Source organism: Pseudosulfitobacter sp. SM2401 (assembly GCF_042932805.1).
Taxonomy (GTDB): Bacteria; Pseudomonadota; Alphaproteobacteria; order Rhodobacterales; family Rhodobacteraceae; genus Ascidiaceihabitans.
Genome location: NZ_CP170633.1, coordinates 1,082,542 through 1,106,517, shown reverse-complemented (window position 1 = coordinate 1,106,517; position 23,976 = coordinate 1,082,542). Strand labels below are relative to the sequence as shown.

General features: G+C 58.0%; 24 protein-coding genes. 7 read left to right on the top strand and 17 right to left on the bottom strand.

Annotation, left to right across the window (positions count from 1 at the left end):
• Positions 1–7: 7 nt before the first annotated feature.
• The 4 genes from ACFIO0_RS05535 to ACFIO0_RS05520 are packed head-to-tail and all read right to left on the bottom strand — an operon-like array spanning position 8 to position 1,680.
• Positions 8–181: a hypothetical protein gene (locus tag ACFIO0_RS05535; protein WP_390914356.1), complete on the bottom strand. Its 174-nt coding sequence runs from the start codon at positions 179–181 to the stop codon at positions 8–10.
• Positions 178–789, bottom strand: coding sequence for an NADH-quinone oxidoreductase subunit C (locus ACFIO0_RS05530; RefSeq protein ID WP_390914355.1), 612 nt, complete (start codon positions 787–789; stop codon positions 178–180). The genes ACFIO0_RS05535 and ACFIO0_RS05530 overlap by 4 nt, the downstream gene beginning before the upstream one ends.
• Positions 790–799: 10 nt before the next feature.
• Positions 800–1,324: an NADH-quinone oxidoreductase subunit NuoB gene (locus ACFIO0_RS05525; protein ID WP_390914354.1), complete on the bottom strand. Its 525-nt coding sequence runs from the start codon at positions 1,322–1,324 to the stop codon at positions 800–802.
• Entirely contained in the window at positions 1,315–1,680 is a 366-nt protein-coding gene (locus tag ACFIO0_RS05520) for an NADH-quinone oxidoreductase subunit A (protein WP_390914353.1), read from the bottom strand. Before ACFIO0_RS05520 ends, ACFIO0_RS05525 begins: the two co-directional genes overlap by 10 nt.
• A gap of 359 nt (positions 1,681–2,039) precedes the next feature.
• Between ACFIO0_RS05520 and ACFIO0_RS05515 the strand changes: the two genes are divergently transcribed.
• The gene (locus ACFIO0_RS05515) at positions 2,040–2,357 is read left to right on the top strand and encodes a cupin domain-containing protein (RefSeq protein ID WP_390914352.1); all 318 of its coding nucleotides are present in this window, start codon (positions 2,040–2,042) and stop codon (positions 2,355–2,357) included.
• On the opposite strand, the gene ACFIO0_RS05510 is transcribed toward ACFIO0_RS05515, so the two are convergent.
• From ACFIO0_RS05510 to ACFIO0_RS05485, 6 genes are read right to left on the bottom strand one after another with little or no spacing between them, the layout of a single operon-like run.
• Entirely contained in the window at positions 2,354–3,142 is a 789-nt protein-coding gene (locus ACFIO0_RS05510) for a crotonase/enoyl-CoA hydratase family protein (protein ID WP_390914351.1), read from the bottom strand. The two genes, ACFIO0_RS05515 and ACFIO0_RS05510, sit on opposite strands and share 4 nt — an antisense overlap.
• 2 nt (positions 3,143–3,144) lie before the next feature.
• Positions 3,145–3,996 carry a hydroxymethylglutaryl-CoA lyase gene (locus tag ACFIO0_RS05505; RefSeq protein WP_390914350.1) on the bottom strand — a complete coding sequence of 284 codons (852 nt, stop codon included), beginning with the start codon at positions 3,994–3,996 and terminating at the stop codon, positions 3,145–3,147.
• A gap of 24 nt (positions 3,997–4,020) precedes the next feature.
• A complete protein-coding gene (locus ACFIO0_RS05500; RefSeq protein ID WP_390914348.1) occupies positions 4,021–4,689 on the bottom strand; it encodes a glutathione S-transferase N-terminal domain-containing protein in 669 nt (222 codons plus the stop codon).
• The gene (locus tag ACFIO0_RS05495; RefSeq protein WP_390914346.1) at positions 4,686–6,620 is read right to left on the bottom strand and encodes a biotin carboxylase N-terminal domain-containing protein; all 1,935 of its coding nucleotides are present in this window, start codon (positions 6,618–6,620) and stop codon (positions 4,686–4,688) included. Before ACFIO0_RS05495 ends, ACFIO0_RS05500 begins: the two co-directional genes overlap by 4 nt.
• Positions 6,620–7,057, bottom strand: a complete 438-nt coding sequence (locus ACFIO0_RS05490; protein ID WP_390914345.1) for a hypothetical protein — start codon at positions 7,055–7,057, stop codon at positions 6,620–6,622. The genes ACFIO0_RS05495 and ACFIO0_RS05490 overlap by 1 nt, the downstream gene beginning before the upstream one ends.
• 39 nt (positions 7,058–7,096) lie before the next feature.
• Positions 7,097–8,701: a carboxyl transferase domain-containing protein gene (locus ACFIO0_RS05485; RefSeq protein WP_390914343.1), complete on the bottom strand. Its 1,605-nt coding sequence runs from the start codon at positions 8,699–8,701 to the stop codon at positions 7,097–7,099.
• 145 nt (positions 8,702–8,846) lie between these two features.
• On the opposite strand from ACFIO0_RS05485, the gene ACFIO0_RS05480 reads away from it, so the two are divergent.
• Positions 8,847–9,443: an OmpW family outer membrane protein gene (locus ACFIO0_RS05480; protein WP_390914341.1), complete on the top strand. Its 597-nt coding sequence runs from the start codon at positions 8,847–8,849 to the stop codon at positions 9,441–9,443.
• Positions 9,444–9,472: 29 nt separating this feature from the next.
• On the opposite strand, the gene ACFIO0_RS05475 is transcribed toward ACFIO0_RS05480, so the two are convergent.
• The 3 genes from ACFIO0_RS05475 to ACFIO0_RS05465 all read right to left on the bottom strand — a co-directional run bounded on the left by ACFIO0_RS05475 (position 9,473) and on the right by ACFIO0_RS05465 (position 13,283).
• On the bottom strand, positions 9,473–10,945 hold the full coding sequence (locus ACFIO0_RS05475; protein ID WP_390914339.1) for an AMP-binding protein: 1,473 nt from the start codon (positions 10,943–10,945) through the stop codon (positions 9,473–9,475).
• Positions 10,946–10,949: 4 nt separating this feature from the next.
• Entirely contained in the window at positions 10,950–12,113 is a 1,164-nt protein-coding gene (locus ACFIO0_RS05470) for an acyl-CoA dehydrogenase family protein (RefSeq protein WP_390914337.1), read from the bottom strand.
• Positions 12,114–12,236: 123 nt separating this feature from the next.
• Positions 12,237–13,283 (bottom strand): helix-turn-helix domain-containing protein, encoded by a 1,047-nt coding sequence (locus ACFIO0_RS05465; protein WP_390914335.1) that lies wholly within the window; start codon positions 13,281–13,283, stop codon positions 12,237–12,239.
• A 67-nt stretch (positions 13,284–13,350) separates the two neighbouring features.
• On the opposite strand from ACFIO0_RS05465, the gene ACFIO0_RS05460 reads away from it, so the two are divergent.
• Positions 13,351–14,583, top strand: a complete 1,233-nt coding sequence (locus ACFIO0_RS05460) for an MFS transporter (RefSeq protein WP_390914333.1) — start codon at positions 13,351–13,353, stop codon at positions 14,581–14,583.
• 15 nt (positions 14,584–14,598) lie between these two features.
• Here ACFIO0_RS05460 and ACFIO0_RS05455 read toward each other — a convergent pair whose 3' ends face one another.
• Both ACFIO0_RS05455 and ACFIO0_RS05450 read right to left on the bottom strand, forming a co-directional pair.
• Positions 14,599–15,303, bottom strand: coding sequence for a UTRA domain-containing protein (locus ACFIO0_RS05455; protein ID WP_390914331.1), 705 nt, complete (start codon positions 15,301–15,303; stop codon positions 14,599–14,601).
• The gene (locus ACFIO0_RS05450; protein WP_390914330.1) at positions 15,300–16,712 is read right to left on the bottom strand and encodes a formimidoylglutamate deiminase; all 1,413 of its coding nucleotides are present in this window, start codon (positions 16,710–16,712) and stop codon (positions 15,300–15,302) included. The genes ACFIO0_RS05455 and ACFIO0_RS05450 overlap by 4 nt, the downstream gene beginning before the upstream one ends.
• Before the next feature lie 38 nt (positions 16,713–16,750).
• Here ACFIO0_RS05450 and hutI point away from each other — a divergent pair, with 38 nt between their 5' ends.
• Genes hutI through hutU form a run of 4 tightly spaced genes read left to right on the top strand, consistent with a single transcriptional unit; the run spans position 16,751 to position 21,949 of the window.
• Complete coding sequence (gene hutI, locus ACFIO0_RS05445) at positions 16,751–17,947, top strand: imidazolonepropionase (RefSeq protein WP_390914328.1); 1,197 nt, start codon at positions 16,751–16,753, stop codon at positions 17,945–17,947.
• Entirely contained in the window at positions 17,944–19,485 is a 1,542-nt protein-coding gene (gene hutH / locus ACFIO0_RS05440) for a histidine ammonia-lyase (RefSeq protein ID WP_390914326.1), read from the top strand. Before hutI ends, hutH begins: the two co-directional genes overlap by 4 nt.
• Entirely contained in the window at positions 19,482–20,282 is an 801-nt protein-coding gene (gene hutG / locus ACFIO0_RS05435) for an N-formylglutamate deformylase (protein ID WP_390914324.1), read from the top strand. The genes hutH and hutG overlap by 4 nt, the downstream gene beginning before the upstream one ends.
• Positions 20,279–21,949: a urocanate hydratase gene (gene hutU, locus ACFIO0_RS05430; RefSeq protein WP_390914322.1), complete on the top strand. Its 1,671-nt coding sequence runs from the start codon at positions 20,279–20,281 to the stop codon at positions 21,947–21,949. The genes hutG and hutU overlap by 4 nt, the downstream gene beginning before the upstream one ends.
• Positions 21,950–22,018: 69 nt before the next feature.
• Here hutU and ACFIO0_RS05425 read toward each other — a convergent pair whose 3' ends face one another.
• Together ACFIO0_RS05425 and ACFIO0_RS05420 are read right to left on the bottom strand one after the other, a co-directional pair.
• Positions 22,019–23,215: an aminotransferase class I/II-fold pyridoxal phosphate-dependent enzyme gene (locus ACFIO0_RS05425; protein WP_390914321.1), complete on the bottom strand. Its 1,197-nt coding sequence runs from the start codon at positions 23,213–23,215 to the stop codon at positions 22,019–22,021.
• A gap of 79 nt (positions 23,216–23,294) precedes the next feature.
• A complete protein-coding gene (locus ACFIO0_RS05420; RefSeq protein ID WP_390914319.1) occupies positions 23,295–23,960 on the bottom strand; it encodes an HAD-IA family hydrolase in 666 nt (221 codons plus the stop codon).
• Between the last annotated feature and the right edge of the window lie 16 nt (positions 23,961–23,976).

The window sequence follows — 23,976 nt, the reverse complement described above, 5'->3', positions numbered from 1 at the left end:
GCGTGCACTAGCGCTTCTCCAGCTCTTGCAGTTTGACCGCCATGTACCACAGCAAGCCCACCGTACCGACAGGAACAACAGCCACAGCAGCCCAGTATTTGTTGATGCCAAAGAACGGCAGCAGCTTGACCATCGGGATGATCGTCAGTGCCGAAATTGCAAGCCACCAAAAACCGCTCATTTCGCCGCCTCGTCTTTTTTCTCATCCCCGGGCAGGATGTATTCGGCACCTTCCCACGGGCTCATAAAATCGAACTGGCGGTATTCCTGCACAAGGCTGACCGGTTCATAAATGACGCGTTTCTGCGCTTCGTCGTAGCGGACCTCGGTGTAACCGGTAGTCGGGAAATCTTTGCGCAGCGGGTAGCCGCGAAAACCATAGTCCGTGAGGATACGGCGCAAATCCGGGTGGCCGGAAAACAGGATGCCGAACATGTCAAAGACTTCACGTTCGAACCAGTTGGCTGACGGGTGGATTTCACAGATCGATGGCACCATTTGATCCTCGCGAACAGAGACGCGCAGACGGATGCGATGGTTTTGGTACATCGACAGGAAATGGTAGACCACGTCGAAGCGTTTCGCGCGGCCCGCGTAGTCAACAGCTGTGATATCCACGAGGCTGGAAAATTTGCAGGTGGAATCCGTTTTCAAAAACTCAACCAAGCCGGTGATGCTGGCCGGAGCCACATCGACGTTTAATTCGTCGTGGGTGATATCCCATGCCAGCACGCAATCGGGGCGTTTGGCTTCGATGTAGGTGCCGAGTTCTGTGAGTGCTTCAGTCATCTGTCAGCCCCTATCGAACGATTGTGCCGGTGCGGCGCATTTTGCGTTGCAGTTGCATGATGCCGTACAACAAAGCCTCTGCGGTTGGCGGGCAACCGGGCACGTAAACATCGACCGGCACGATGCGATCACAGCCGCGCACGACCGAATAACTGTAGTGGTAATAGCCGCCGCCGTTGGCGCAGGAGCCCATCGAAATCACGTAGCGTGGCTCTGGCATCTGGTCGTAAACTTTGCGCAAGGCCGGTGCCATTTTGTTGGTCAATGTACCGGCCACGATCATCAGATCGGACTGGCGCGGGGACGCACGAGGTGCCGTGCCAAACCGCTCAAGGTCATAGCGCGGCATTGACGTGTGCATCATTTCGACTGCACAGCACGCCAAACCAAAGGTCATCCAGTGCAACGAACCTGTGCGGGCCCAGTTGATCAGATCCTCGGTCGAGGTCAGAAGAAAGCCCTTGTCCTGCAATTCTGCGTTCAAGGATTGTGTGGCGAAATCTTTGTCGCCCTCTGCTGTGGCCCTTACTGCCATTCCAGCGCTCCCTTTTTCCACTCGTATGCAAAGCCTGCGGTCAGCACGCCCAAAAAGACCATCATCGACCAGAACCCAACCATGCTGACGTCCTTAAAGGCCACGGCCCAAGGGAACAGAAAGGCGATTTCCAGATCGAAGATGATGAACAGGATCGACACCAGATAAAACCGGACATCAAATTTCATTCGCGCATCATCAAATGCATTAAATCCACATTCATAGGCTGACACCTTTTCAGGGTCCGGATTGCGCACCGCAATCACAACAGCAGCTAGAATGAGGGCTAGACCGAGGCCGATGGCAACGGCCAGAAAAACGAGAATTGGGAGGTACTCCCGCAACATCTCTTCCATGGTGGCTCCTTGTGTATCGCGAAACGGCGTTTTGCCCGCGCGGCCAAGTGGCGAAGTTGACGATCATGGGTTTAGCCCTGTGACTTGTCAGGGTCAACCAACAGCCACAGGTTTTCGCTCCATCCAAGGCCGTTATGCCGCACTAGTGCATCACAAGTTCAAAAACCGTTAAACGACGCCACATTCGTGCTCACTAAATTCAACTGCCCTCAAGGTTTTGTGCGCAGTTTGGAAAACAGAAGCCACAAAACGAACAGCAGATCAGCATCACCTGATTCTGGCCGGGTGTCGTAATCGATCTGGCCCTATCGTATTCCTGCGATGCGCCCTAGCCTGCTCAAACCACCAGGAGACATGATATGTGCACCCCCGCAGCCCCAGGCACCGCCACCCCGATTGTTCTGATCGAAAATACTCGAACCCGGGTCACTGAATGGCGATTTCGCGCGCGTGGAAACAACACCGGCTGGCACCGTCATGACTATGACTATGTTGTGGTGCCGATGTTCGACGGGCAACTCGAAATTCTCGGGGCCGATGGTAATCGCACTTTGGCGGAGATGAAAACCGGCGTTCCGTATTTTCGGGAACTAGGGGCAGAGCATGACGTGATTAGCGCCAATGATTTCGAATGCGCTTTTATTGAGATCGAATTCCTCGAGAACCCGCGCGACTAAGCCTTGGGCATCCACGCCGCTTTGCGCTTGTCAAAGAACGCACCGATGCCTTCTGCGGCCTCATCCGTTTCCCAGCGGGATTTAAGCGCCGCAATCGTCATCGCAATCGTGTCCTCGCCGATGTGCGGACCCAACGCGCGCGCCAAAGCCTTGGCGGACGCAACAGCCCCCGGCGCGCAAGACAGGTAAGGTTCGACTTCGGCCTCAATCGCGGCGGGCAAATCGGCTGCGGGCACCGCGCGCGCTAATAACCCCAGATCGACGGCCTCTTGCGCCGCAAACAGGCGCGCCGACATGAACACACGACGCGCCCGCCCCTCGCCCATACGCGCGATAATGTAGGGGCCGATGGTGGCCGGAATAATGCCAAGACGCGTTTCGGTGAACCCCATCCGTAGGCTGTCGACGCCAATCGCCACGTCACAGACCGCAGCCATGCCAACACCGCCGCCAAATGCATTGCCTTGCAGCGCGCCGATCAGCGGTTTGGGCATCGTATTCATTGCCTGCAACATATGCGCCAGCTTGGCCGCCTCGCGCCCTCGGGTTTCGGGATCAGACGCCATTTGCTCTTGCATCCACGCAAGGTCACCGCCCGCACAAAAGCTGCGCCCGGCCCCTGTCAATACGACAACACGCACCGCATCGTCCGCGCCCAAATCATGGGCCACCTGTGTCAATTCCGCCAGCATCACTGCCGACAAGGCGTTGTGCTTTTCGGCACGGTTCAGGGTCAATGTGGCCACGCCGCGCGCATCCACATCAAGGTCCAGAGTCTTGAACATTCCTAGCCCCTCATGGCTTTGGCCATTTCAGCCGCTTTCGCCACAACATCCAGATCCAAACCGGTTTCATAGCCCAATCGGGCCAGATGCGCGGCCACATCTTCGGTCGCCACATTGCCCGCAGCACCCGGCGCAAACGGGCAACCGCCCAAACCACCAACGGCGGCGTCAAACACCCGCACGCCCAGCGCGATAGACGCATCGATGTTGTCCATCGCCCGCCCTTTTGTGTCGTGATAATGTGCCGCTAACCGGCCCACAGGGACCACGTCACGCACCGCCATCAACATGCGCGCGATGTTGTCGGGCGTGCCCGCGCCGATCGTGTCACCCAAGGACACCTCGTAACAGCCCATCGCAAACAATCGGTCAGCCACACGGGCAACATCCGCCGGGTCAACATCGCCGTCATAGGGGCAGCCGACCACGCAAGACACATAGCCGCGCACGGGCAGATCGATCATGCGTGCCGCCTCGATCACGGGCGCAAAGCGGTCTAGCGATTCCTCGATTGTGGCATTCACATTTGCCTTCGAGAACCCCTCGGACGCTGAGCCAAACACCGCGATTTCGTCGGCACCCGCCGCTCTGGCATCTTCAAATCCGCGCATGTTCGGGGTCAACGCACCATAACGTACACCCGCAGCCCGGGTGATTCCCGCCAGAACTTCGCCACTGCCCGCCATCTGCGGCACCCATTTGGGGGAAACAAAACTGGCACATTCGATCCGCTTGAACCCCGCCGAACTGAGCAAATCCACCAACGCGATTTTCTCGGCCACCGGAATATCGCGGGCCTCGTTTTGCAAACCGTCGCGGGGGCCAACTTCAAAGATCTCTGCGTGCTCGGACATAGGTGTTCTTTCCTGTTTGGTTGCTCATTCCATGGGCCACGGCGCGAAAAACGCCTGCGGGAACAATCGTTGATCGGCGTCCGGTAGGCTGGCCTGAAACGCATCCCGCGCCGTCAACCGTTCGTACCAAGCCGCCGCTTTCGGGAAGCCGTCCAGTGTCGCAAAAAACCGTGCCATGTAGACCGCTTGCCCGACCGAGATATCAGCCGCACTGAACCCTCCCTCTAAAAGATACTGCGCGGGCGTGCCCAGCGCGGTCAAGCGTGCCTCGATCGCCGCAAAGCATTTCCCGATCCGCGCCGCCTCAAGTTTCATCACGATGGGGCTGCGCATGTGGTCTTCGCGCAGGGCAACGTGCTGCTGGGTTAGGGCCGCAGTGTGCTGGCTGATGGTTTCGGCAAAATGCACCCAAACCAGCCAGTCGGCACGTTCGGGATGTCCCGCAGGTCGGCCCAGCGTGTCAGGGCTAAAGCGTTCGCACAGCACCTCGGTGATCGCACCGGTTTCGAAAATCGACTGCCCGTCCAGTTCCAGCGCTGGCACGCGCCCGGCAAAAGACCGGTTCAAATAGTCGGGATCGCGCAGGTTCTTACCAAACGCATGGGTGACGACGTCAAATTCAACGCCCAATTCATGCAGCAACCAGAGCGAGCGCATGGAGCGGGTTTGCGGGCAATGATGCAGAGTGATCATGCCTCGGCCTCTAGTCGGATCAGGGCCGCCCCTGCTTCTACCTGATCGCCGTCAGAGGCAAGAACCTCGGCTACAACACCGTCACGGGCCGCAAGCAGCGCATGCTCCATCTTCATCGCCTCCAGAACAGCCAAACGGTCGCCGGCTTTGACCACCTGCCCTGCTTTTGCCATCACGGATTTGACCAAACCGGGCATTGGCGCTTCGATCAGGTTGCCGTCGCCTCCGGCACTGCTGTCTCGTTGCAAGGGGTCGATCACGTCAAAGGCGATCCCGTAGTCGGCAAAGATGGTCACGGTTGATCCGGCCTGTGCGGTCTGCGGGGCCGGTTGCTGATCTAGCATCCAAGCGCCACCAACGTGTTTGGCAACCACAGTTGCGTCACCCACAGTCCAGTGCTGTTCTATGGGCGATAAAACTTCGACCGAAAGGGTGCGCTCGTCTTCACCCAAGGCCAAAGCAACCGAGCGGCGCAAAGGTTGCCACAGGGTGAACCCCGTCTCGGATGCGGCTGTGTCCAAGCCCAAAGCCACCATGCCTGCGCGCGCCCAATGGGCTGGCGTAACGGTGGCCTGTGCAGTCAGCGCGTCCAGATCGCGGGCAATCAGGCCGGTGTCAACGTCGCCTGTGCCAAAGCCCTCGTGCCCAGCCAGAGCACCCAGAAACGCAAGGTTCGTCGTGGTCCCAGCCACTTGGGTTTGACGTAACGCCGCTGACAAACGGGCCAAAGCCACCTGCCGCGTCGGCCCGTGCACAATCACCTTGGCAATCATCGGATCGTAAAACGGGCTGATCGTGTCGCCACTGCGCACGCCACTGTCAGATCGTGCATTTTCAGGAAACGACAGATGCGTTAGCGTTCCGGTTGCAGGTAAGAAACCTGCTGGCACGTCTTCGGCGTACAGCCGCGCCTCGAATGCGTGACCGTTGATCGCAAGGTCGCTTTGGGCACAGGGCAAAGCGCTGCCAGCCGCGACACGCAACTGCCATTCCACCAGATCGACCCCAGTGATCAATTCGGTCACGGGGTGTTCAACCTGCAAGCGCGTGTTCATTTCCATGAAAAAGAACTTGTCCGCGTGCAGACCGTTCGATCCGTCGACGATAAATTCGACTGTGCCCGCACCTTTGTAGCCAATCGCCTCGGCCGCACGGACCGCAGCGGTGCCCATCGCGTCGCGCATGTCTTGGGGCATGTCGGGGGCTGGAGCCTCTTCGATGACCTTTTGGTGGCGGCGTTGCAGGGAACAGTCGCGTTCGAACAAATGCAGCGCGCGGGTGCCATCGCCAAACACTTGTACTTCGATGTGGCGCGGTTTGGTCACGAATTTCTCGACCAGAACGTCGGCGTTGCCAAAGGACGTCTTGGCCTCAGATCGGGCCGAGGCCAGTGCGTCAGCGAAATCATCTGCGGCTTCAACCAAGCGCATGCCTTTGCCGCCCCCGCCCGCAACCGCCTTGATCAACACCGGATAGCCGATTTTGTCAGCTTCTGTTGCCAGCAATCTGTCGTCCTGATCCGCGCCGTGATAGCCCGGCACAACCGGCACGCCCGCTTTGATCATCAGCGCCTTGGCCGCATCCTTAAGCCCCATGGCGCGGATCGCATCCGCCGAGGGGCCGATGAACGTCAGGCCAGCCGCCGCGACCGCGTCAACAAAATCGGGGTTTTCGGACAAGAACCCGTAGCCCGGATGGATCGCCTGCGCGCCCGTATCCAAAGCCGCCTGAATAATCACATCGCCGCGCAAATAGCTGTCAGCCGGGGCATTGCCACCGATGTGCACGGCCAAATCGGCCATCTGCACGTGCTTGGCGCTGGCATCCACATCTGAATAGACCGCAACGCAGGACACGCCCATTCTTTGCGCGGTTTCAATGACACGACAGGCGATTTCGCCGCGATTGGCGATCAAAATACGGTTAAACATCACGATCCTCCTATCGCGCGCACGGGGAACGCTTCGATGACTTTGCTGGCGTTTTGCGCCATGTTTTCTACATCAGCGCGGCTCACAGGACAGGACAGATCATAGATGTCCTCGTCGTTGTCCGCGTCAGGGGTCAGTTCGACATCCAGCACAAACATGTCCGGGCCATCACCGCGCGAAATCTTGACATCAACCTGAGGTTCCAGACTGACCAGATAGGCATTATAGCCCTCGCCCGACAGCAACGCCTTGATTTCATCCATGAAATCGAAAATGTCGGTGGTCATCAGGCAGGGCGATTGAAACGCGACTTTGCCCTGATCGGTGGTGCAGTTCACATCAATGATCAGCCAGTTGGCATCGTAAAAATCATCCGCCTGCTTTGCGGCGTATTTGATCACGTGCAGGCCCAGTGGCCCCATTTGAAAATCAGTCATAATTCGCAATCCCGTATATTTCAAAACGCTGGAACATCATCACATCCGGAACACGCCAAAGCGTGTTTCCTCGATCGGGGCATTCAAGCTGGCAGATAGGCTAAGGAACAACACATCGCGGGTTTTGCGCGGATCTATCACGCCGTCATCCCACAACCGGGCCGAGGCATAAAGCGGGTGTGACTGTTCCTCGAACATGTCGATTGTCGGCTGCTTGAATGCGGCTTCTTCCTCAGCCGACCAAGTTTCGCCGCGCCGTTCGATCCCGTCGCGTTTGACGGTGGCCAAGACGCCCGCCGCCTGCTGCCCGCCCATCACGCCGATGCGCGAATTGGGCCACGACCACATGAACCGCGGGGAATAGGCGCGCCCGGACATGCCGTAGTTCCCTGCCCCGAACGACCCCCCCACTACCATCGTGATCTTTGGCACGGATGTTGTGGCCACTGCTGTCACCATTTTGGCCCCGTGGCGTGCGATACCTTCGTTTTCGTATTTGCGCCCCACCATAAAGCCCGTGATGTTTTGCAAGAACACCAGCGGGATTTTGCGTTGCGAACACAGTTCAACAAAATGCGCGCCTTTTTGGGCCGCTTCGGAAAACAGTACACCGTTGTTGGCGATGATCCCGATCGGGCACCCCTTGAGATGGGCGAACCCCGTCACCAAAGTTTCGCCAAAGCGCGGTTTGAATTCGTCAAAGCGTGATCCATCAACCACCCGCATGATCACCTCGCGAATGTCGTAGGGCTGGCGCGTGTCGGCGGGCACGATGCCCAACAATTCCGCCGGATCATAGGCGGGATCTTCGGGCGTTTCCCATTGCACCGTTGTTGGTTTGGCGCGGTTCAGATGACTGACAGCGCGGCGCGCCAACGCCAGCGCGTGCGCGTCATCTTCGGCCAGATAGTCAGCCACACCGGACAAACGCGTGTGCACATCGCCGCCGCCCAAATCCTCGGCGGATACAACTTCGCCAGTCGCCGCCTTGACCAAAGGCGGACCAGCAAGGAAAATCGTGCCCTGTTCTTTTACAATGATCGTCACATCCGACATCGCCGGCACATACGCGCCCCCCGCCGTGCACGAACCCATGACCACAGCGATCTGCGGAATGCCCTTGGCGCTCATCTGCGCTTGGTTGTAGAAAATCCGGCCAAAGTGGTCACGATCAGGGAACACTTCGTCCTGATTGGGCAGGTTCGCACCACCACTGTCGACCAGATAAATGCACGGCAGATTGTTCTGCTCCGCGATCTCTTGGGCGCGCAGGTGTTTTTTGACCGTCATCGGATAGTACGTGCCGCCTTTGACCGTCGCGTCGTTGCAAATCACCATGACTTCATGGCCCTGAACGACTCCAATTCCCGCGATCACACCGGCGCAAGGGGCGGCCCCATCGTACATGCCGTGGGCAGCCGTTGCACCGACCTCAAGGAACGGGCTACCGGGATCCAGCAGGTTCGCGACCCGTTCGCGCGGCAGCATCTTGCCCCGCGACACGTGGCGATCACGCGACCGCTCGCCGCCGCCAAAAGCCGCAGCTTGAGCCGCATCAGACACCTGCGCCAATGCAATTTCATGGGCTGAAAGATTGGATTTAAACGCCTCGGACGAGGGTAAAATTTGAGAAGTCAGTTTCATGAACGTCCTTTCATGCCGCAACTGCAAAATAGCGGGTAAATTCATGGGTTTTCACGCAAAAACCATCCCGGGGTTGATCTGTATCATTTCTTGGCGCTGCAACGCGGCATAATCTGGCCCTATCACTGAAAATTGGGGATACATTATGAAACACATCATCATCGGTCTCGTTTTGGCAAGCGCGTGCGCCACCTCGGCGGTTGCGCAATCGCGCGGCGACATCTCCATCGGGCTTGGTCTGGCGTCGGTCATGCCAAAATCCGGTAACGGAACCTTGGCGGGCAGTTTGGCGGATATCAATGACGAAATCCAGCCAACACTCACTGCCGAGTATTTCATCCGCGACAACCTCGGGATCGAATTGTTGGCGGCAACCCCGTTCGAGCACGACATCAACATCGCTGGCGTCGGTTTTGCAGGAACCACCAAACATTTGCCGCCTACCTTGTCGCTGAACTACCACTTTGTGACCAACACCGCCTTTAAACCCTATGTCGGCGCGGGCATCACTTATACCGCGTTCTTTCAAGAGGAATCGTCTCTTGGCACGTTGGAGCTGGAAGACAGCGTTGGCGTGGCGGTGCAGGTCGGTCTGGACTACGAGCTGAGCAACAAATCTGCGTTGCGCGCGAACTTGCGTTGGCTTGATATCGACAGTGACGTCACGCTGAACGGCACCGCTATCGGGGTCGCCGAAATCGACCCGTACGTGATGAACTTTGCCTATGTGGTGAAATTCTGAACGCGACAAAACATAGGGCATTTGCGCTCTCATTGCCCTGTTTCGCTTTGTGCAATGGCCTTTAGATCTTTGCGAATAACCTTGCCGGTGACGGTCATCGGCAGGGATTTTACAAAACTGATTTCCCTTGGATATGAATAGCTTGCAAGACGATCCTTAACATGCGCCTTAAGAGCATCATCGTTCTGTTCTGCCCCCTCGCGCAGCACAACATAGGCTTTGACCACCTCGGTCCTCAGCGCGTCCGGCTTGCCCACAACACCGCAGGTCACGACGTCAGGATGGGTCAGCAAACAGTCCTCGATTTCCGCAGGGCCAATGCGGTAGCCAGCAGAAGTGATCACATCATCCTCGCGCCCGACAAAGCGCAGATACGCGCCCTCCCAGATGCCACGATCGCCCGTCAGCATCCAGTCACCACGGAACTTTGCCTGCGTTTCTTCCGGATTGTTCCAGTACTCCAACATCATCGAAGGCGACCCTTGGCGCACGGCGATGTCGCCCTCATCTTGGGTCGGCGCACCGGTTTCGTCGATCACTTGCACCTCGTGGCCCGCGACAGGTTTGCCGATGCAGCCGGGGCGCGGATCAAAGTCCGCACCGCAGCTGGACACCGTCATGTTGCATTCGGTTTGTCCGTAAAATTCGTTGATCTGAACGCCCAACGCGTCACGCCCCCAGTTCAGCATTTCAGCACCAAGCGGTTCCCCCCCGCTGGCAATCGACCGCAATCCGGCAATCCGTGCCCCATTGGCGCGCAGCATCCGCAACGCCGTGGGCGGAAAAAACACATTGCGTACCTGCCCCTTGGTCAAAATGTCGATACAGCCTTGGGTCGAGAATTTTTCAAGCCGCGCGGCAACCACCGGAACCCCCAGCGCCAATCCCGGCATCAACACGTCAAACAATCCGCCGATCCACGCCCAATCCGCCGGGGTCCACAGGCAATCACCGGCTTGCCCCAAATGGTCGTGGCTGTGGGAAACACCGTTCAGATGCCCCGCGAGAACACCATGACCATGCAGCGCGCCTTTGGGGCTGCCGGTGGTACCGCTGGTGTAGATCAACACGGCGGGTGTGGTCGTTTCAACCGGCATCATCGGCACGGGATCACCAGCGATCCCGACGTTCGCCGCCAACCACGGCGTCGCCAAATCACCCAACAACGCACTGCCTTCGTCGTCTGTCAGAACGATGTCGATTCCGGCATCTTGCACCCGCGATTTCAACGCATCATACTTGAACAGTTTGAACAAAGGTACTGAAATTGCACCAATTTTCCAGATCGCCAGATGGGCCGCAGCACACCATGGGCTTTGGGACAGCAACACACCAACCCGGTCACCCGCCTGCACATTTCGCAGCAACGCGCGCGCTAAACCATCGGTCATGTCAGCCAGCGCGCCATAAGTCACGTCGCAGCGCGCACCCGAAGTCAGATCGACAACAGCGACCTGATCGGCGGGGTGCCCCAAGCACTGCGCGGCCATGTTCAGAGCCATGACACTATCCCATCGCGCCCAGCATTTCGCGACCCACCAGCATGCGGCGAATTTCAGACGTGCCGGCCCCGATTTCCATCAACTTGGCATCGCGGAAAATCCGGCCCACGGGGTTGTCCGACAAATAGCCAGCACCGCCCATGGCCTGAACCGCTTGATGCGCCTGTGTCATCGCCTGCTCGGAGGCATACAAACAGCACGCCGCCGCATCCTGACGGGTGACATCACCGCGATCACAGGCTTTTGCCACCTCGTAAACATAGGCGCGCGCCGAATTCATTGCGGTGTACATATCGGCCATTTTGCCCTGCATTAACTGGAACGATCCGATGGGTTGGCCGAACTGTTTGCGCTCTGCCATGTAGGGCATGATTTCGTCCAGACAGTTCGCCATGATCCCCAGCCCGATGCCTGCCAAGACCACGCGTTCGTAATCCAGACCCGACATCAAAACGGCAACCCCGCGCCCCTCTTCGCCCAGGATGTTTTCAAACGGCACTTGCACGTCGTCAAAGATCAGCTCGGCTGTGTTCGATCCGCGCATCCCCAGCTTGTCGAAATGTGGTCCAGTCGAGAACCCGACCATGTCCCGTTCGATGATAAATGCGGTGATCCCTTTGGAGCCCATGTCAGGGCTGGTTTTGGCGTAAACGACCAAGGTCGAGGCGTCAGGCGCATTCGTGATCCAGTACTTGTTGCCGTTTAACCTAAAGTGATCATTGCGTTTTTCCGCATTCAGCGTCATCGACACAACGTCTGATCCTGCCCCTGCTTCTGACATCGCGAGCGACCCGACATCGGTGCCTGCGATCAATCCGGGCAAGTATTTGCGCTTTTGATCATCCGTGGCATTCAGCTTGATCTGATTGATGCACAGGTTTGAATGCGCACCATACGACAGCGACACCGAAGCACTGGCGCGCGCAATTTCTTCGACCGCGACAGTGTGTGCCAGATAGGACATGCCCGCGCCGCCGAATTCTTCGTCCACCGTGATGCCGTGCAATCCCAATTCGCCCATTTCGGTCCACAATTCGGACGGGTATTCATTCGAAATGTCGATGCTTGCGGCCATTGGTTTGACGCGGTCTTGGGCCCAACGGTGCACCATATCGCGCAGCGCGTTGACGTCTTCGCCCAGATCAAACTGCATTGTGGCATTGAACATGTTGGTCCTCATCGGATTTATTGAACAGTTGTTCATTACTTAGCCATGACGGATGTGTTGGGTCAAGAGCGCTGTCAGCACTAAGGGCTGACGGTTGAGTTTTGATCCGATAAAAATACCGGTTTAAAGCTGGTTTTGGACCGACTCTGCCGGACGATCCGCATCACCGAATGTGTCACGATATGCCATTGGCGATGCCCCCACATGCCTTTGAAACGCCCGCCTGAGGCGCTGTTCATCAGAAAAACCGGCGTTAAATGCGATCTTGGCAAGGGACAGATCGCTGCGAACAAGGGCACGTTTGGCCGCATCCACCCGCATCATTTCAACCGTTTTTGCAGGCGTGATGCCGGTTTTCTCTTTGTACTTGCGCGAGAAACTGCGCGGGCTCATCGCCAAGCGTTCTGCCAGCTTGTTAACGCTCAGATCGCTCTGCAAATGACCTGCGATCCAGGCATGCAGATCGGCAAACAACCCTTCGGTTTCAGCTGCTTGGATGTTCAGAATATCGCTAAATTGGGACTGCCCACCGGGGCGTTTGAAAAAGACGACCAATGCCTGCGCCACCTGCATCGCCGCCTCGTGGCCCAAATCTTCTTCGATCATGGCAAGGGCAAGGTCGATACCCGCAGTGACGCCCGCCGAAGACCACATGTTGCCGTTGCGCACAAATAACGGGTCGCGTTTCACGTCGATTTCGGGGAATCGCCTCTGCAGTTCTTCGACCTGACGCCAATGGGTTGTGACGCTTTGGCCCTCTAGCAACCCCGCTTCGGCTGTCAAAAACGACCCCATGCACGTGGATGCAACCCGCCTGCATTTGGCGCTTTCGGATCTGATCCAGTCAACAAGGTCACGCTGTTCAATCGCATCAAACACGCCCTGCCCGCCCGCAACAATCAACGTATCGATAGGCCGCAATGCGGCATGATCCAGTGTTACGCTGCCCAATTCGACCATGCAATCCGTCATCACCGGTCCGCCCTGCGGCGAGGCAATCACGACGTCGTACATGCGTGTACCGTTCACGATCTCGGTGTTGTTCGCACTTGAAAACGCCTGCAACGGTCCGGTGACATCCAGCAAGGTCACGCCCGGATAGATGACAAAGACCACCCGTTTGGGCATCTGTCGTGCCGCGAATTCCATTTTGGCTGTTTTTGATTGCATACTGTCATTTAGGCCAATCCAGCAGCTGTGTAAACACAATCGGACAAGCAATCCAAAAGGCACCGTCGTGGCACATCTTTCCAAAAATCACCGTTCCGCCCTTATCATTGGCCTCTCGTTTGTGGCGCTCGCGCTGACGTTTTCCGCCCGCGCCACCCTTGGACTGGTCATGCCGCTTCTTGAGCAAGAGCTGGGCTGGTCGCGCAGTTTCACATCAAGTGCGGCGGCGCTGGCGTTGTTGGTGATGGCCGGCATCGCGCCGTTCGGCGGCAGGCTTGTCGACAAACAAGGCGCGCGGGCCATCGTGCTGATCGGCCTGTCGGCGCTGGCGACGGGGTGCTTTTTGATCGCCGCGACCACCAGTCCGCTCGCCTTTTTTCTGGCCTTCAGCGGCATCGCGGCAGTCGGGTTTGGTCTGGTCGCAACCCACGTCGTGTCGACCGCTGTGGAACACGAAGTCACCCACAACAAAGGCCTCGCCACTGGCATTGCGACCTCGGGATCAACTGGTGGTCAATTCGTATTCGTGCCGCTTTTGGCCCTGTTGATCAGCGTCTATGACTGGCGCATGGCATTTGTCGCCCTTGGCGTTTGCACGTTGATCATCATGTTCTGCGTCTACCGATGGTTCCCAAGCCACGCTAAATCCGCCCCCGATAGTACAGCAAACACATCTCAGTCGAACCTGTGGCAAGACCTGAGGTACATTCTAAAGCTGCCCGCGTTTCAGATTCTGTTCTGGAGCTATTTCATCTGCGGCTACACCACCTCTGGTGTGATCGAAACGCACTTCCTGCCCTACGCGTCCTATTGCGGCTTTGGTCCTGTGCCCTCTGCCACCGCCTACGGGCTTTTGTCGGCGATCAATCTTGTTGGCATGATTTTGGCTGGATGGCTCAGCGACCGCATGAACAGACCCCTGCTGCTTGGCATAATTTACCTGATCCGCGGAGTGACGTTTGTCATCCTGATCAATGTGGGCACCAGTTTTGAGACGCTGATTTTCTTTTCGATCCTGTTTGGTTTGGTGGATTATTCAACTGTCCCGGTCACAGCGAGCCTGGTCGCCACACACATCGGCAAAGGCGTGATGGGGCTGGCGTTTGGTCTGATCTCTGCAGGGCATCAAATTGGAGCCGCATTGGGTGCGTATTTTGGCGGTCTGCTCTATGATATTTACGCGCAATATCTCTGGGTGTGGTGGTCGTCGGTTTGGCTGGCTGTGTTTGCGGGGATCATGGTGTTTCTCATTCGCGACACCCCCAAGGCAGGCAATCCAGCGGTAGCGAAAACGTCGTAAGCGGCTGTTTCAAAACTACTTTAAATCAGTACGCAGCTGATGACCCGGTGCGAAAATCAATCGCACTTTGGTCACAGAGGCATCGCCGTCCCACGTCACCCGATCAATCGCGAACAATGCGCTGTGCTCCGGGCAACTTAGAACCGCGCTGTCATCCTTTGACGCGGACGCCGCTGAAAACGCGATTTCGCCGTGTGTGTAGGGGGCGTGTGTCAGCAACCATTCATTCGCACTGACGTCCTTGAACGTTTCATTCAGGGCATCCGGCACGACCTTTGTGTTTATCCAGCGGTCTTCCACGGCATAAGGTTTGTCATTTGCAATGTGCAGCGCGCGAATATGCAACAAGGTTTGCCCGGTGTCAGTGGCCATGCCGGCACTTACCCCAACCGGAGGCACAGCCTGCGCGCGCGACATCAACTGGTACCCGTATTTTTGCCCACGCTCTTCGACTTCGCTGCGGATGACCGCAATGTTCAGGGTGGCCTTGGCAACCGGTTGCGACGCAACGCGCGTGCCTGCTTTGCGCCGCCGGTCCAACAGCCCGCTGTCCGCCAAAGAGCGCAGCGCGCGGTTCACAGTTGTCCGCGCGCAGCCGAATTCCAGCGCCAGATCAGTTTCGTTGGGGATCAAATCGCCGGGCTTCCACTCGCGAGAATGGATGCGCCGCAGAACCTCGTCTTGAACACTTTGCCAATTGCGAAACGTGGGCGTGTTCATAAGGCTCCTTTCAACTCGTTCAACGTGCGTTTGTAGGTGGTCACGATCCGGTCACGCCCACTGTGTCTGCCATGCGTTACCATATGCCGACCCGCAGACCAAACGTCATTCACAAGGCGGTCATCGCCTGCAAATATCCAGCTGTCCAGCACGGCATCTTGCGTGCGCCCCCACAGGTTTTCCGACGTGGTATCCAGCGACAACATATCGGCCCAATACCCAACCTCCAGCCGGCCCGATTTACGGTTCGCAGCCTGCGCGCCCCCCTGTAACATGCCCTCGAACAGGCGTCGCCCGGTTGATTGCGCGGGCGTGGCCAAAGCGGCACGCGTGCCATCACGCAAGCGTTGAGAATACTCAAGCGTGCGCAGCTCTTCGCTAAGGGAAATGCGGATGTTACTGTCAGAACCAATGGCAAAGCGGCCACCATTTTCCATCCACCGCACCCCGTCAAAAATACCGTCCCCCAAACTGCTTTCGGTAATCGGGCACAACCCGGCAACAGCGCCAGATTGCCCCAAACGTATTGTTTCATCCGGGGTCATTTGGGTGCAGTGGATCAAGCACCAACGTGCGTCTAACCCCATGTTTTCCAACGCCCATTCGACAGGGCGCGCGCCCCAGTGAGTTTGAACTTCTACGACCTCGGCAGTCTGTTCTGCAAGGTGCATGTGGATCGGACCTGTCGGGAAATTTGCCCCATATTGCCTAAGATCATCGGCGCGAACCGCACGTAGCGAATGCGGTGCCACACCAACATTTGCATCAGCCGGCGCGTCGGCCAGTACCTTGCAAACTACATCGTGCAAGGTTGTGAAACGCTCAAACGTGTTGCCAAACCGGATTTGACCGGCGGTCAATTCACGCAGGTCGCAGCCGCCGAATTGATAATGCACAGGCAACAGGCACAGGCCAATCCCGGTCTGATCAGCAGCGGCAACAACCCGTTGCGACATCTCGGCAATATTGTCGTAGGGCGCACCGTTTGGTTGATGATGCAGGTAGTGAAATTCAACATTTGTGGCGTAGCCGGCCTCGAGCATTTCCATCTGCACAAAGGCGGTGATGGCTTCGACGTGCTCCGGTGTCAGGCGGTCGAGAAACCGGAACATCAGCTGGCGCCACGTCCAAAAGCTATCGCTGGGGTTCGGGCCACGGCGTTCCGTCAAACCAGCCATTGCACGTTGAAACCCGTGACTGTGCACGTTGACTGGTGCGGGTAGCAAAAATGGCACCTGTGTGCCGCACGCTGGCATGTCTTGTTGCACCCGGCTGATCCGGCCTGCCCCATCAACGTCGATCAGAACGTCGCGCGCCCACCCGGTCGGAAGCAACGCGGTTTGAGACCAAATTTGGTGTCCGCTTCTTTTCATGGCTCTCTCGCTTGACAGATTATTATGTATGCACATAAAATCATTAACACCGGATATTTGCAAGCGAGTCGACAATGAACATTTTGACCAATGCGCAGATAGTGACCCTTGCGGCCAACAACAGCTTTGGGCTGATCGCTGAGGGTACGATTGTGATCGATGACGGCAAAATAGCGTGGGTTGGCCCCGCAGGTGATCTGCCCGACGCGTATCAAGTGGGCGAAACCATTGATCTCAAAGGGCGGCTTGTGACACCTGCGTTGATCGACTGCCACAGCCACATCGTTTTTGGCGGCAACCGCGCAGCAGAGTTCGAACAACGTCTCAATGGTGCCAGCTACGAAGAGATCGCGGTGGCTGGTGGCGGGATTATGTCCACCGTTACAGCCACGCGGGCAGCGTCCGAGGCCGCGTTGCTGGCAGATGCTTTGACCCGGGTGGATGCGTTAATCGCCGAAGGTGTCAGCCTGATCGAGATCAAATCCGGCTACGGGCTGGACATGGACACCGAGATAAAAATGCTGCGCGTTGCCCGCCAGATCGGCACGCGGCGAGCGGTCAAAATCAAAACAACATTCCTTGGGGCGCACGCAACGCCCACCGAATACAAAGGACGCCCCGACGCCTACATTGACGAGGTCTGCATCCCAACTTTGCGCGCCGCCCACACATTGGGGTTGGTCGACGCGGTGGACGGATTCTGCGAAGGCATCGCCTTTGACGCCGATCAAATTACGCGGGTCTTTGATGTCGCCACTGAACTTGGGTTGCCCGTGAAATTGCACGCCGAACAGCTGTCCAACATTGGCGGCGCGCAGTTGGCAGCAAAATACGGTGCCCTCAGCGCCGATCACCTCGAATATGCAACAGACGCAGACGCGCGCGCCTTGGCGGATGCGGGCACCGTTGCGGTCATTTTACCCGGCGCATTCTACACCCTGCGCGAACCCCAAGCCCCGCCGATCCAGGCGTTTCGCGATCACGGTGTACAAATGGCATTGGCCACGGATTGCAACCCCGGATCGTCGCCATTGGCCTCGCCTTTGCTGGTGATGAACATGGCCTGCACGCTGTTTCGCATGACCCCGCTTGAGGCCTTGTTGGGCGTTACGGCCCATGCCGCACAGGCCTTGGGCGAAACACAAAGCGGGCGGATCATTGCGGGCAACCACGCGGATCTGTGCGTTTGGAACGCAGAACATCCGGTGGAACTGGCGTATCGGATCGGCTTCAATCCTCTTCATGCTCGCATAACACAGGGGGTCTTGTGACACTCATCCTCACACCCGGTTCAGCAACATTGGCCCAACTTCATGACATCTGGTCAGGCAGGCAACCGGTTGCCCTGCACCCGTCGTCCCATGTGGGCATTACAGCGGCGGCGGCTTTGGTGAAAAAGGCCGCGAACGGCGGCGAAGCCGTCTACGGGGTCAACACCGGTTTTGGTAAACTGGCCAGCGTCAAGATCGCGACCAAGGACGTCGCAACCCTGCAACGCAACCTGATCTTATCCCATTGCTGCGGCGTGGGTGATGCGCTGGACGAGGCAACAACGCGCCTGATGATGGCGCTAAAATTACTGTCGCTCGGGCGCGGTGCATCTGGCGCGGCGATGACCACGGTGACCTTGATCGAAGGCATGCTGGCCAAGGGCGTCACCCCCGTGATCCCCAGCCAGGGATCGGTTGGCGCATCCGGCGATCTGGCCCCGTTGGCGCACATGGCCGCCGCGATGATCGGCGAAGGCGAAGCCATGTTTCAGGGCGTGCACATGGATGCGGGAACAGCATTGGGCAAAGCAGGCCTGACCCCAATCGTCTTGGGCGCAAAAGAAGGTTTGGCGCTGATCAACGGCACGCAGTTTTCGACGGCATGTGCGTTGGTTGGGCTGTGGGGCGCGTGGCGCAATGCCGCGACGTCTGTGCTAACCTGCGCGCTGTCTACCGATGCGATCATGGGGTCGACCGCCCCGTTACAAGACGCGATCCACACCCTGCGCGGTCATGCGGGTCAAATCGCTGTCGCCCGTGCGCAGCGCGCTTTGATGGCAGGATCCGTGATCCGTGAAAGCCACCGCGACGGCGATACCCGCGTTCAAGACCCCTATTGTATTCGCTGTCAGCCGCAGGTCACCGGCGCTGCGATGGACTTGCTGCATTTTGCCGGCCGCACACTTGAAACCGAGGCCAACGCAGTCACCGACAATCCGCTGGTGTTGGTCGCAGAAGGCCTGATCGTTTCTGGCGGTAATTTTCACGCCGAACCTGTGGGGTTTGCTGCAGATCAAATCGCCGTTGCGGTGTCGGAAATCGGGGCCATCGCCCAGCGCCGCGTCGCCTTGATGGTTGACCCGACGCTGTCGTTTGACCTGCCGCCGTTCCTGACGCCAAACCCCGGTTTGAATTCCGGCCTGATGATCGCAGAAGTGACAACAGCGGCTTTGATGAGCGAAAACAAGCACCTCGCCAACCCGTGCACCACGGACAGCACCCCGACCTCTGCCAACCAAGAAGACCACGTCAGCATGGCCGCCCATGCCGCGCGCCGGTTGTTACGGATGAACGCAAACCTGAATGTGATCCTTGGCGTCGAGGCGATGTGCGGCGTTCAGGGCATCGAGTTTCGCGCGCCTTTGCAAACCAGCCCTGCGTTGTGCGCGGCCATGTCCACCTTGCGCGCTGAGGTGCCGACCATTGTTGAGGATCGCTATCTGGCACCGTCCATTGTAGCCGCCGCAGCGTTGGTCGAAAGTGGTGCCTTGGCGCATGCGGTTGATTTGCCCCCCTTCGTGAAAGGGCATGCCGAATGACGCCCGTCAGCACAGAACAAGGGTACGGCCCGATTGTGCTGGGCTTGCCGCACACAGGTACGTTTGTGCCGGAATCCATCGCGGCGAAACTAAACGAAAATGGCCGTAAATTGGCCGACACCGATTGGCATATTGACCGGCTCTATGCGGGTCTGATGCCTCGGGTCACGACGGTCAAAGCAAACTTTCACCGCTATGTCATTGACGCCAACCGTGACCCGTCAGGCACCAGCCTGTACCCCGGTGAAAACACAACGACGCTGGTGCCGCTAACCGATTTCGACGGGCTCTCGATCTGGGACACGCCGCCAAGCGACGCTGAAGTCCAAGCGCGTCGCACAGCCTTTCACGCCCCCTATCACGCGGCCCTTAGGGCAGAACTGGAACGGGTGCGCGACCTGCACGGCATTGCGATCTTGTACGATTGTCATTCGATCCGGTCAGAAATTCCGTTTTTGTTTGAGGGCACGTTGCGTGATTTCAACATCGGCACAAATCTAGGGGCAACTTGTGATCCACAGATCGAGGCCGCAACGCGCGAAATTTGCGCCCAAGCCCTGCCCTATTCGGCGATAACAAACGGACGTTTCAAAGGCGGCTGGACCACACGGCACTACGGTCAACCTGCCAGCGACATCCACGCCATCCAAATGGAATTGGCGCAATCAACCTACCTGACACACGAAGCCGCCCCTTGGGACTATGACACCGCAAAAGCCGCGCAGCTTCGTCCGTATTTGACATCAATTCTTGCCACCCTGACCAATTTGGCCCAATCCCTAAGAGGTTCCCAATGACCCATTCCCGCCACAACACCCGCGACGTATTTCCACCCGCCGGCTCCGAGATCACTGCAAAAAGCTGGCTGACCGAAGCGCCGATGCGCATGTTGATGAACAACTTGCACCCTGACGTGGCCGAGAACCCGCATGAACTGGTGGTCTATGGCGGGATCGGACGTGCCGCGCGCACTTGGGAAGATTTCGACGCGATTGTTGCGGCCTTGAAAGAACTGGAAGACACCCAGACGCTTTTGGTGCAATCGGGCAAGCCGGTTGGCGTGTTCAACACCCACAAAGATGCGCCACGCGTTTTGATCGCCAATTCCAACCTTGTGCCGCATTGGGCGAACTGGGATCATTTTAACGAGCTCGATAAAAAGGGCCTCGCGATGTACGGCCAGATGACGGCGGGGTCGTGGATTTACATCGGCACCCAAGGCATCGTGCAGGGCACCTACGAGACGTTCATGGAGGCAGGTCGCCAGCATTATGACGGCAACCTGTCGGGGCGTTGGATTTTGACCGGTGGCTTGGGCGGCATGGGCGGTGCGCAACCTTTGGCGGCTGTGATGGCGGGGGCCTGCTGTCTGGCTGTTGAGTGTGACGAAACCCGCGCTGATTTCCGGCTGCGCACGCGCTATGTCGATGCAAAGACCCACGATCTGGACGAAGCCTTGGCGATGATCGATGCCTGGACAGAGGCGGGCGAGGCAAAATCCGTGGCCTTGATCGGCAACGCGGCTGACGTGTTTCCTGAGTTGGTCAAGCGCGGCGTGAGGCCTGACATGGTGACGGACCAGACCTCGGCCCACGATCCGGTTCACGGGTATTTGCCGCAGGGTTGGAACGTTGCCGAGTGGCGCGCCAAACAAGAAAGCGATCCCAAAGGCGTGGAAAAAGCCGCGCGTGCGTCAATGAAAGTTCAGGTTTCCGCCATGGTCGATTTCTGGAACGCTGGCGTGCCGACACTGGATTATGGCAACAACATCCGGCAGGTCGCATTAGAAGAAGGGCTTGAGAACGCCTTTGCTTTTCCCGGTTTTGTGCCTGCCTACATCCGGCCGCTGTTCTGTCGTGGCATCGGTCCGTTCCGCTGGTGCGCTTTGTCTGGCGATCCCGAGGATATTTACAAAACAGACGCCAAGGTCAAAGAGTTGATCGACGATCCGCACCTGCACAATTGGCTGGATATGGCCCGCGAACGCATTGATTTCCAAGGTCTGCCAGCGCGCATTTGTTGGGTCGGTCTGGGGCTGCGCGACCAGCTGGGCCTTGCCTTTAACGAAATGGTGCGCAGCGGTGAATTGTCGGCCCCTGTTGTGATCGGGCGCGACCACCTTGACAGCGGCTCGGTTGCCTCGCCAAACCGCGAGACAGAAGCGATGAAAGACGGCTCGGACGCCGTGTCCGATTGGCCACTGCTGAATGCGATGCTGAATGTGGCGGGTGGTGCGACGTGGGTGTCGCTGCACCACGGCGGCGGTGTCGGCATGGGTTTTTCCCAGCACTCGGGCATGGTCATTTGTTGCGATGGTTCCGAGGACGCAGACCGGCGCATCGCCAACGTGTTGTGGAATGATCCCGCCACAGGCGTCATGCGCCACGCCGATGCAGGGTACGAGGATGCGTTGGATTGCGCGCGCGAAAACGGGCTGAACTTGCCTGGCATTTTGAATCGCTAAACTTTGGCGCGACCTACATGTTTTGCGGACCGAATGGTGCGTGGGTGCAGGCGTGCATCTGCTCCTTGATCACCCTTGCGCTTGAAAGACGGCTGACACTTCGGCTCTGATGATTTGTGCGATCAAATCGCAATCCTCGATCGAGAACGTCAGCGGCACGCGCATGTCGACGATCCCGTGCAGAATCCGGTCGGATTTTGGCATTGGCTGCGGGTCGGCGTAGGTCCAGCTGTCGTATTTGCTGGTAAAGGCCACAGGCTCTGGCGCGCCGAACCATTTGAGCTCAACTCCGCGTGCGCCGCACCGCGACACCACATCGCGGATGCTGTCATCTGACCAGTCCAACAACAGGAATTGAATGGATGATCCGACAATGGTTTCGACCTCCGGGCGCTCAATCACCTGCATGCCGGGCGTGTCACGAAGACCCGCCTCAAGCGCGTAGTAGCGATCATTCCAGCGCGCACATTGCGTCGCGATATCTGCGATTTGTGGCCGCAAGATCGCCGCGCGCAGGTTGTCCATGCGTCCGGAAATATTTGGTGTTTCGTATTTAATCTGGGCAAAAACCGATGGATCAGGTGCCGCCAAATGCCGTTCGAACAACATGTATGACCCCGACATCATCACGGATTTCGCCGCCAAAACCGGATCATCCGTGACCAGAAAACCGCCCTCGCCCGAATTCACGTGCTTGTACGTCTGACACGAATAGCACCCGATGTGGCCGGACCGCCCCGAGGCAACATCCTTCCACGCCGACCCCATCGTGTGCGCGCAATCCTCGACCACTTTGACGCCTGCGCCGTCACAGATCGCCATCAAGCGTTCCATGTCACAGATGTGCCCGCGCATGTGGCTGAGCAGCAAAACGTCCGCTTGGTCGATTTTGGCCTCAAGGTCATCCAGATCGATGGTCAGTTGTTCGGTCACACCAACAAAGATCGGCTTGGCCCCGACTGCGGCAATCGCGCCAGGAACCGGCGCCAGCGTAAAGGCATTCGATAACACCTTGTCCCCGTGCCCAACCCCCAGCGCCCGCAAGGCCGTCGCCATCGCATACCCGCCAGAGGCCACCGCAAGGCAGTATTTCGCACCCACGTAGGCCGCGTATTCCTGCTCTAGCAGCGCGGTCTCTGATATCTCGCCCTCAGCCGTGTTGTAACGGTGCAACCGACCGTGGCGCAAAACAGCTATTGCTGCCTCGATACCTGCTTCGGGAATGGGATCTTGCTGGGTGAAACTGCCGGTAAAATTCTGTGTCATGGGGATGTTGTGCGCACTCAGCCTGCGCGCGTCAAGAGACAGGAGGACGCATTAAACAAAACCAAATCTAGGCAGCCGATTAGCCCAACAACCGCTGAACAATTGCCGGCAAATCGGCGTAATCATCCAACAATGCTTCGGGTTCCAGCGCGGCCATGTCGCCGCCCGCAGGTCCAAAAGTAACCAAAACGCTCGGCACACCGGCATTTCGGGCAGTTTTGCGGTCGGTATCCGTATCACCGATCAAACAGGTCAACGCAGGATCACCCCCCGCACGCCGCGCCGCCTCAAACAAATGTTCGGGATCAGGTTTGCGCACATCCAACGTATCCGCCCCCACCATCGAGGCAAAGGCATCCCGCACACCGAGGCGTTTCAGCAGCTCTTCGGCTAGACCTTGGGGTTTGTTGGTCGCAATGCCGACGCCGTAGCCCAGCGTTTTTAACACCTCAACCGCGTCCATCGCGCCGGGGTACATGACCGTGCGGCTGTCGATGTCCTTGGCATAAGCCTCTAGCAACACAGGATAATAGTGATCCAACGTGTCCTTGTCGTGGGCCCGATCCATGCGTTGCAACCCCAGCATCAGCATTGCGCGACCACCCCGCAATGCGGTGCCGGCATCCGACGCAGGGTCCAGCATATCGCCTGCCCCCATGTCGCGAAAACACACGTTTGCCGCTTCGATCAGATCGCCGCTGGTGTCGGCCAATGTGCCGTCCAAATCAAAAATAACCGTCTTCATCTGCGTACCCCTTAGG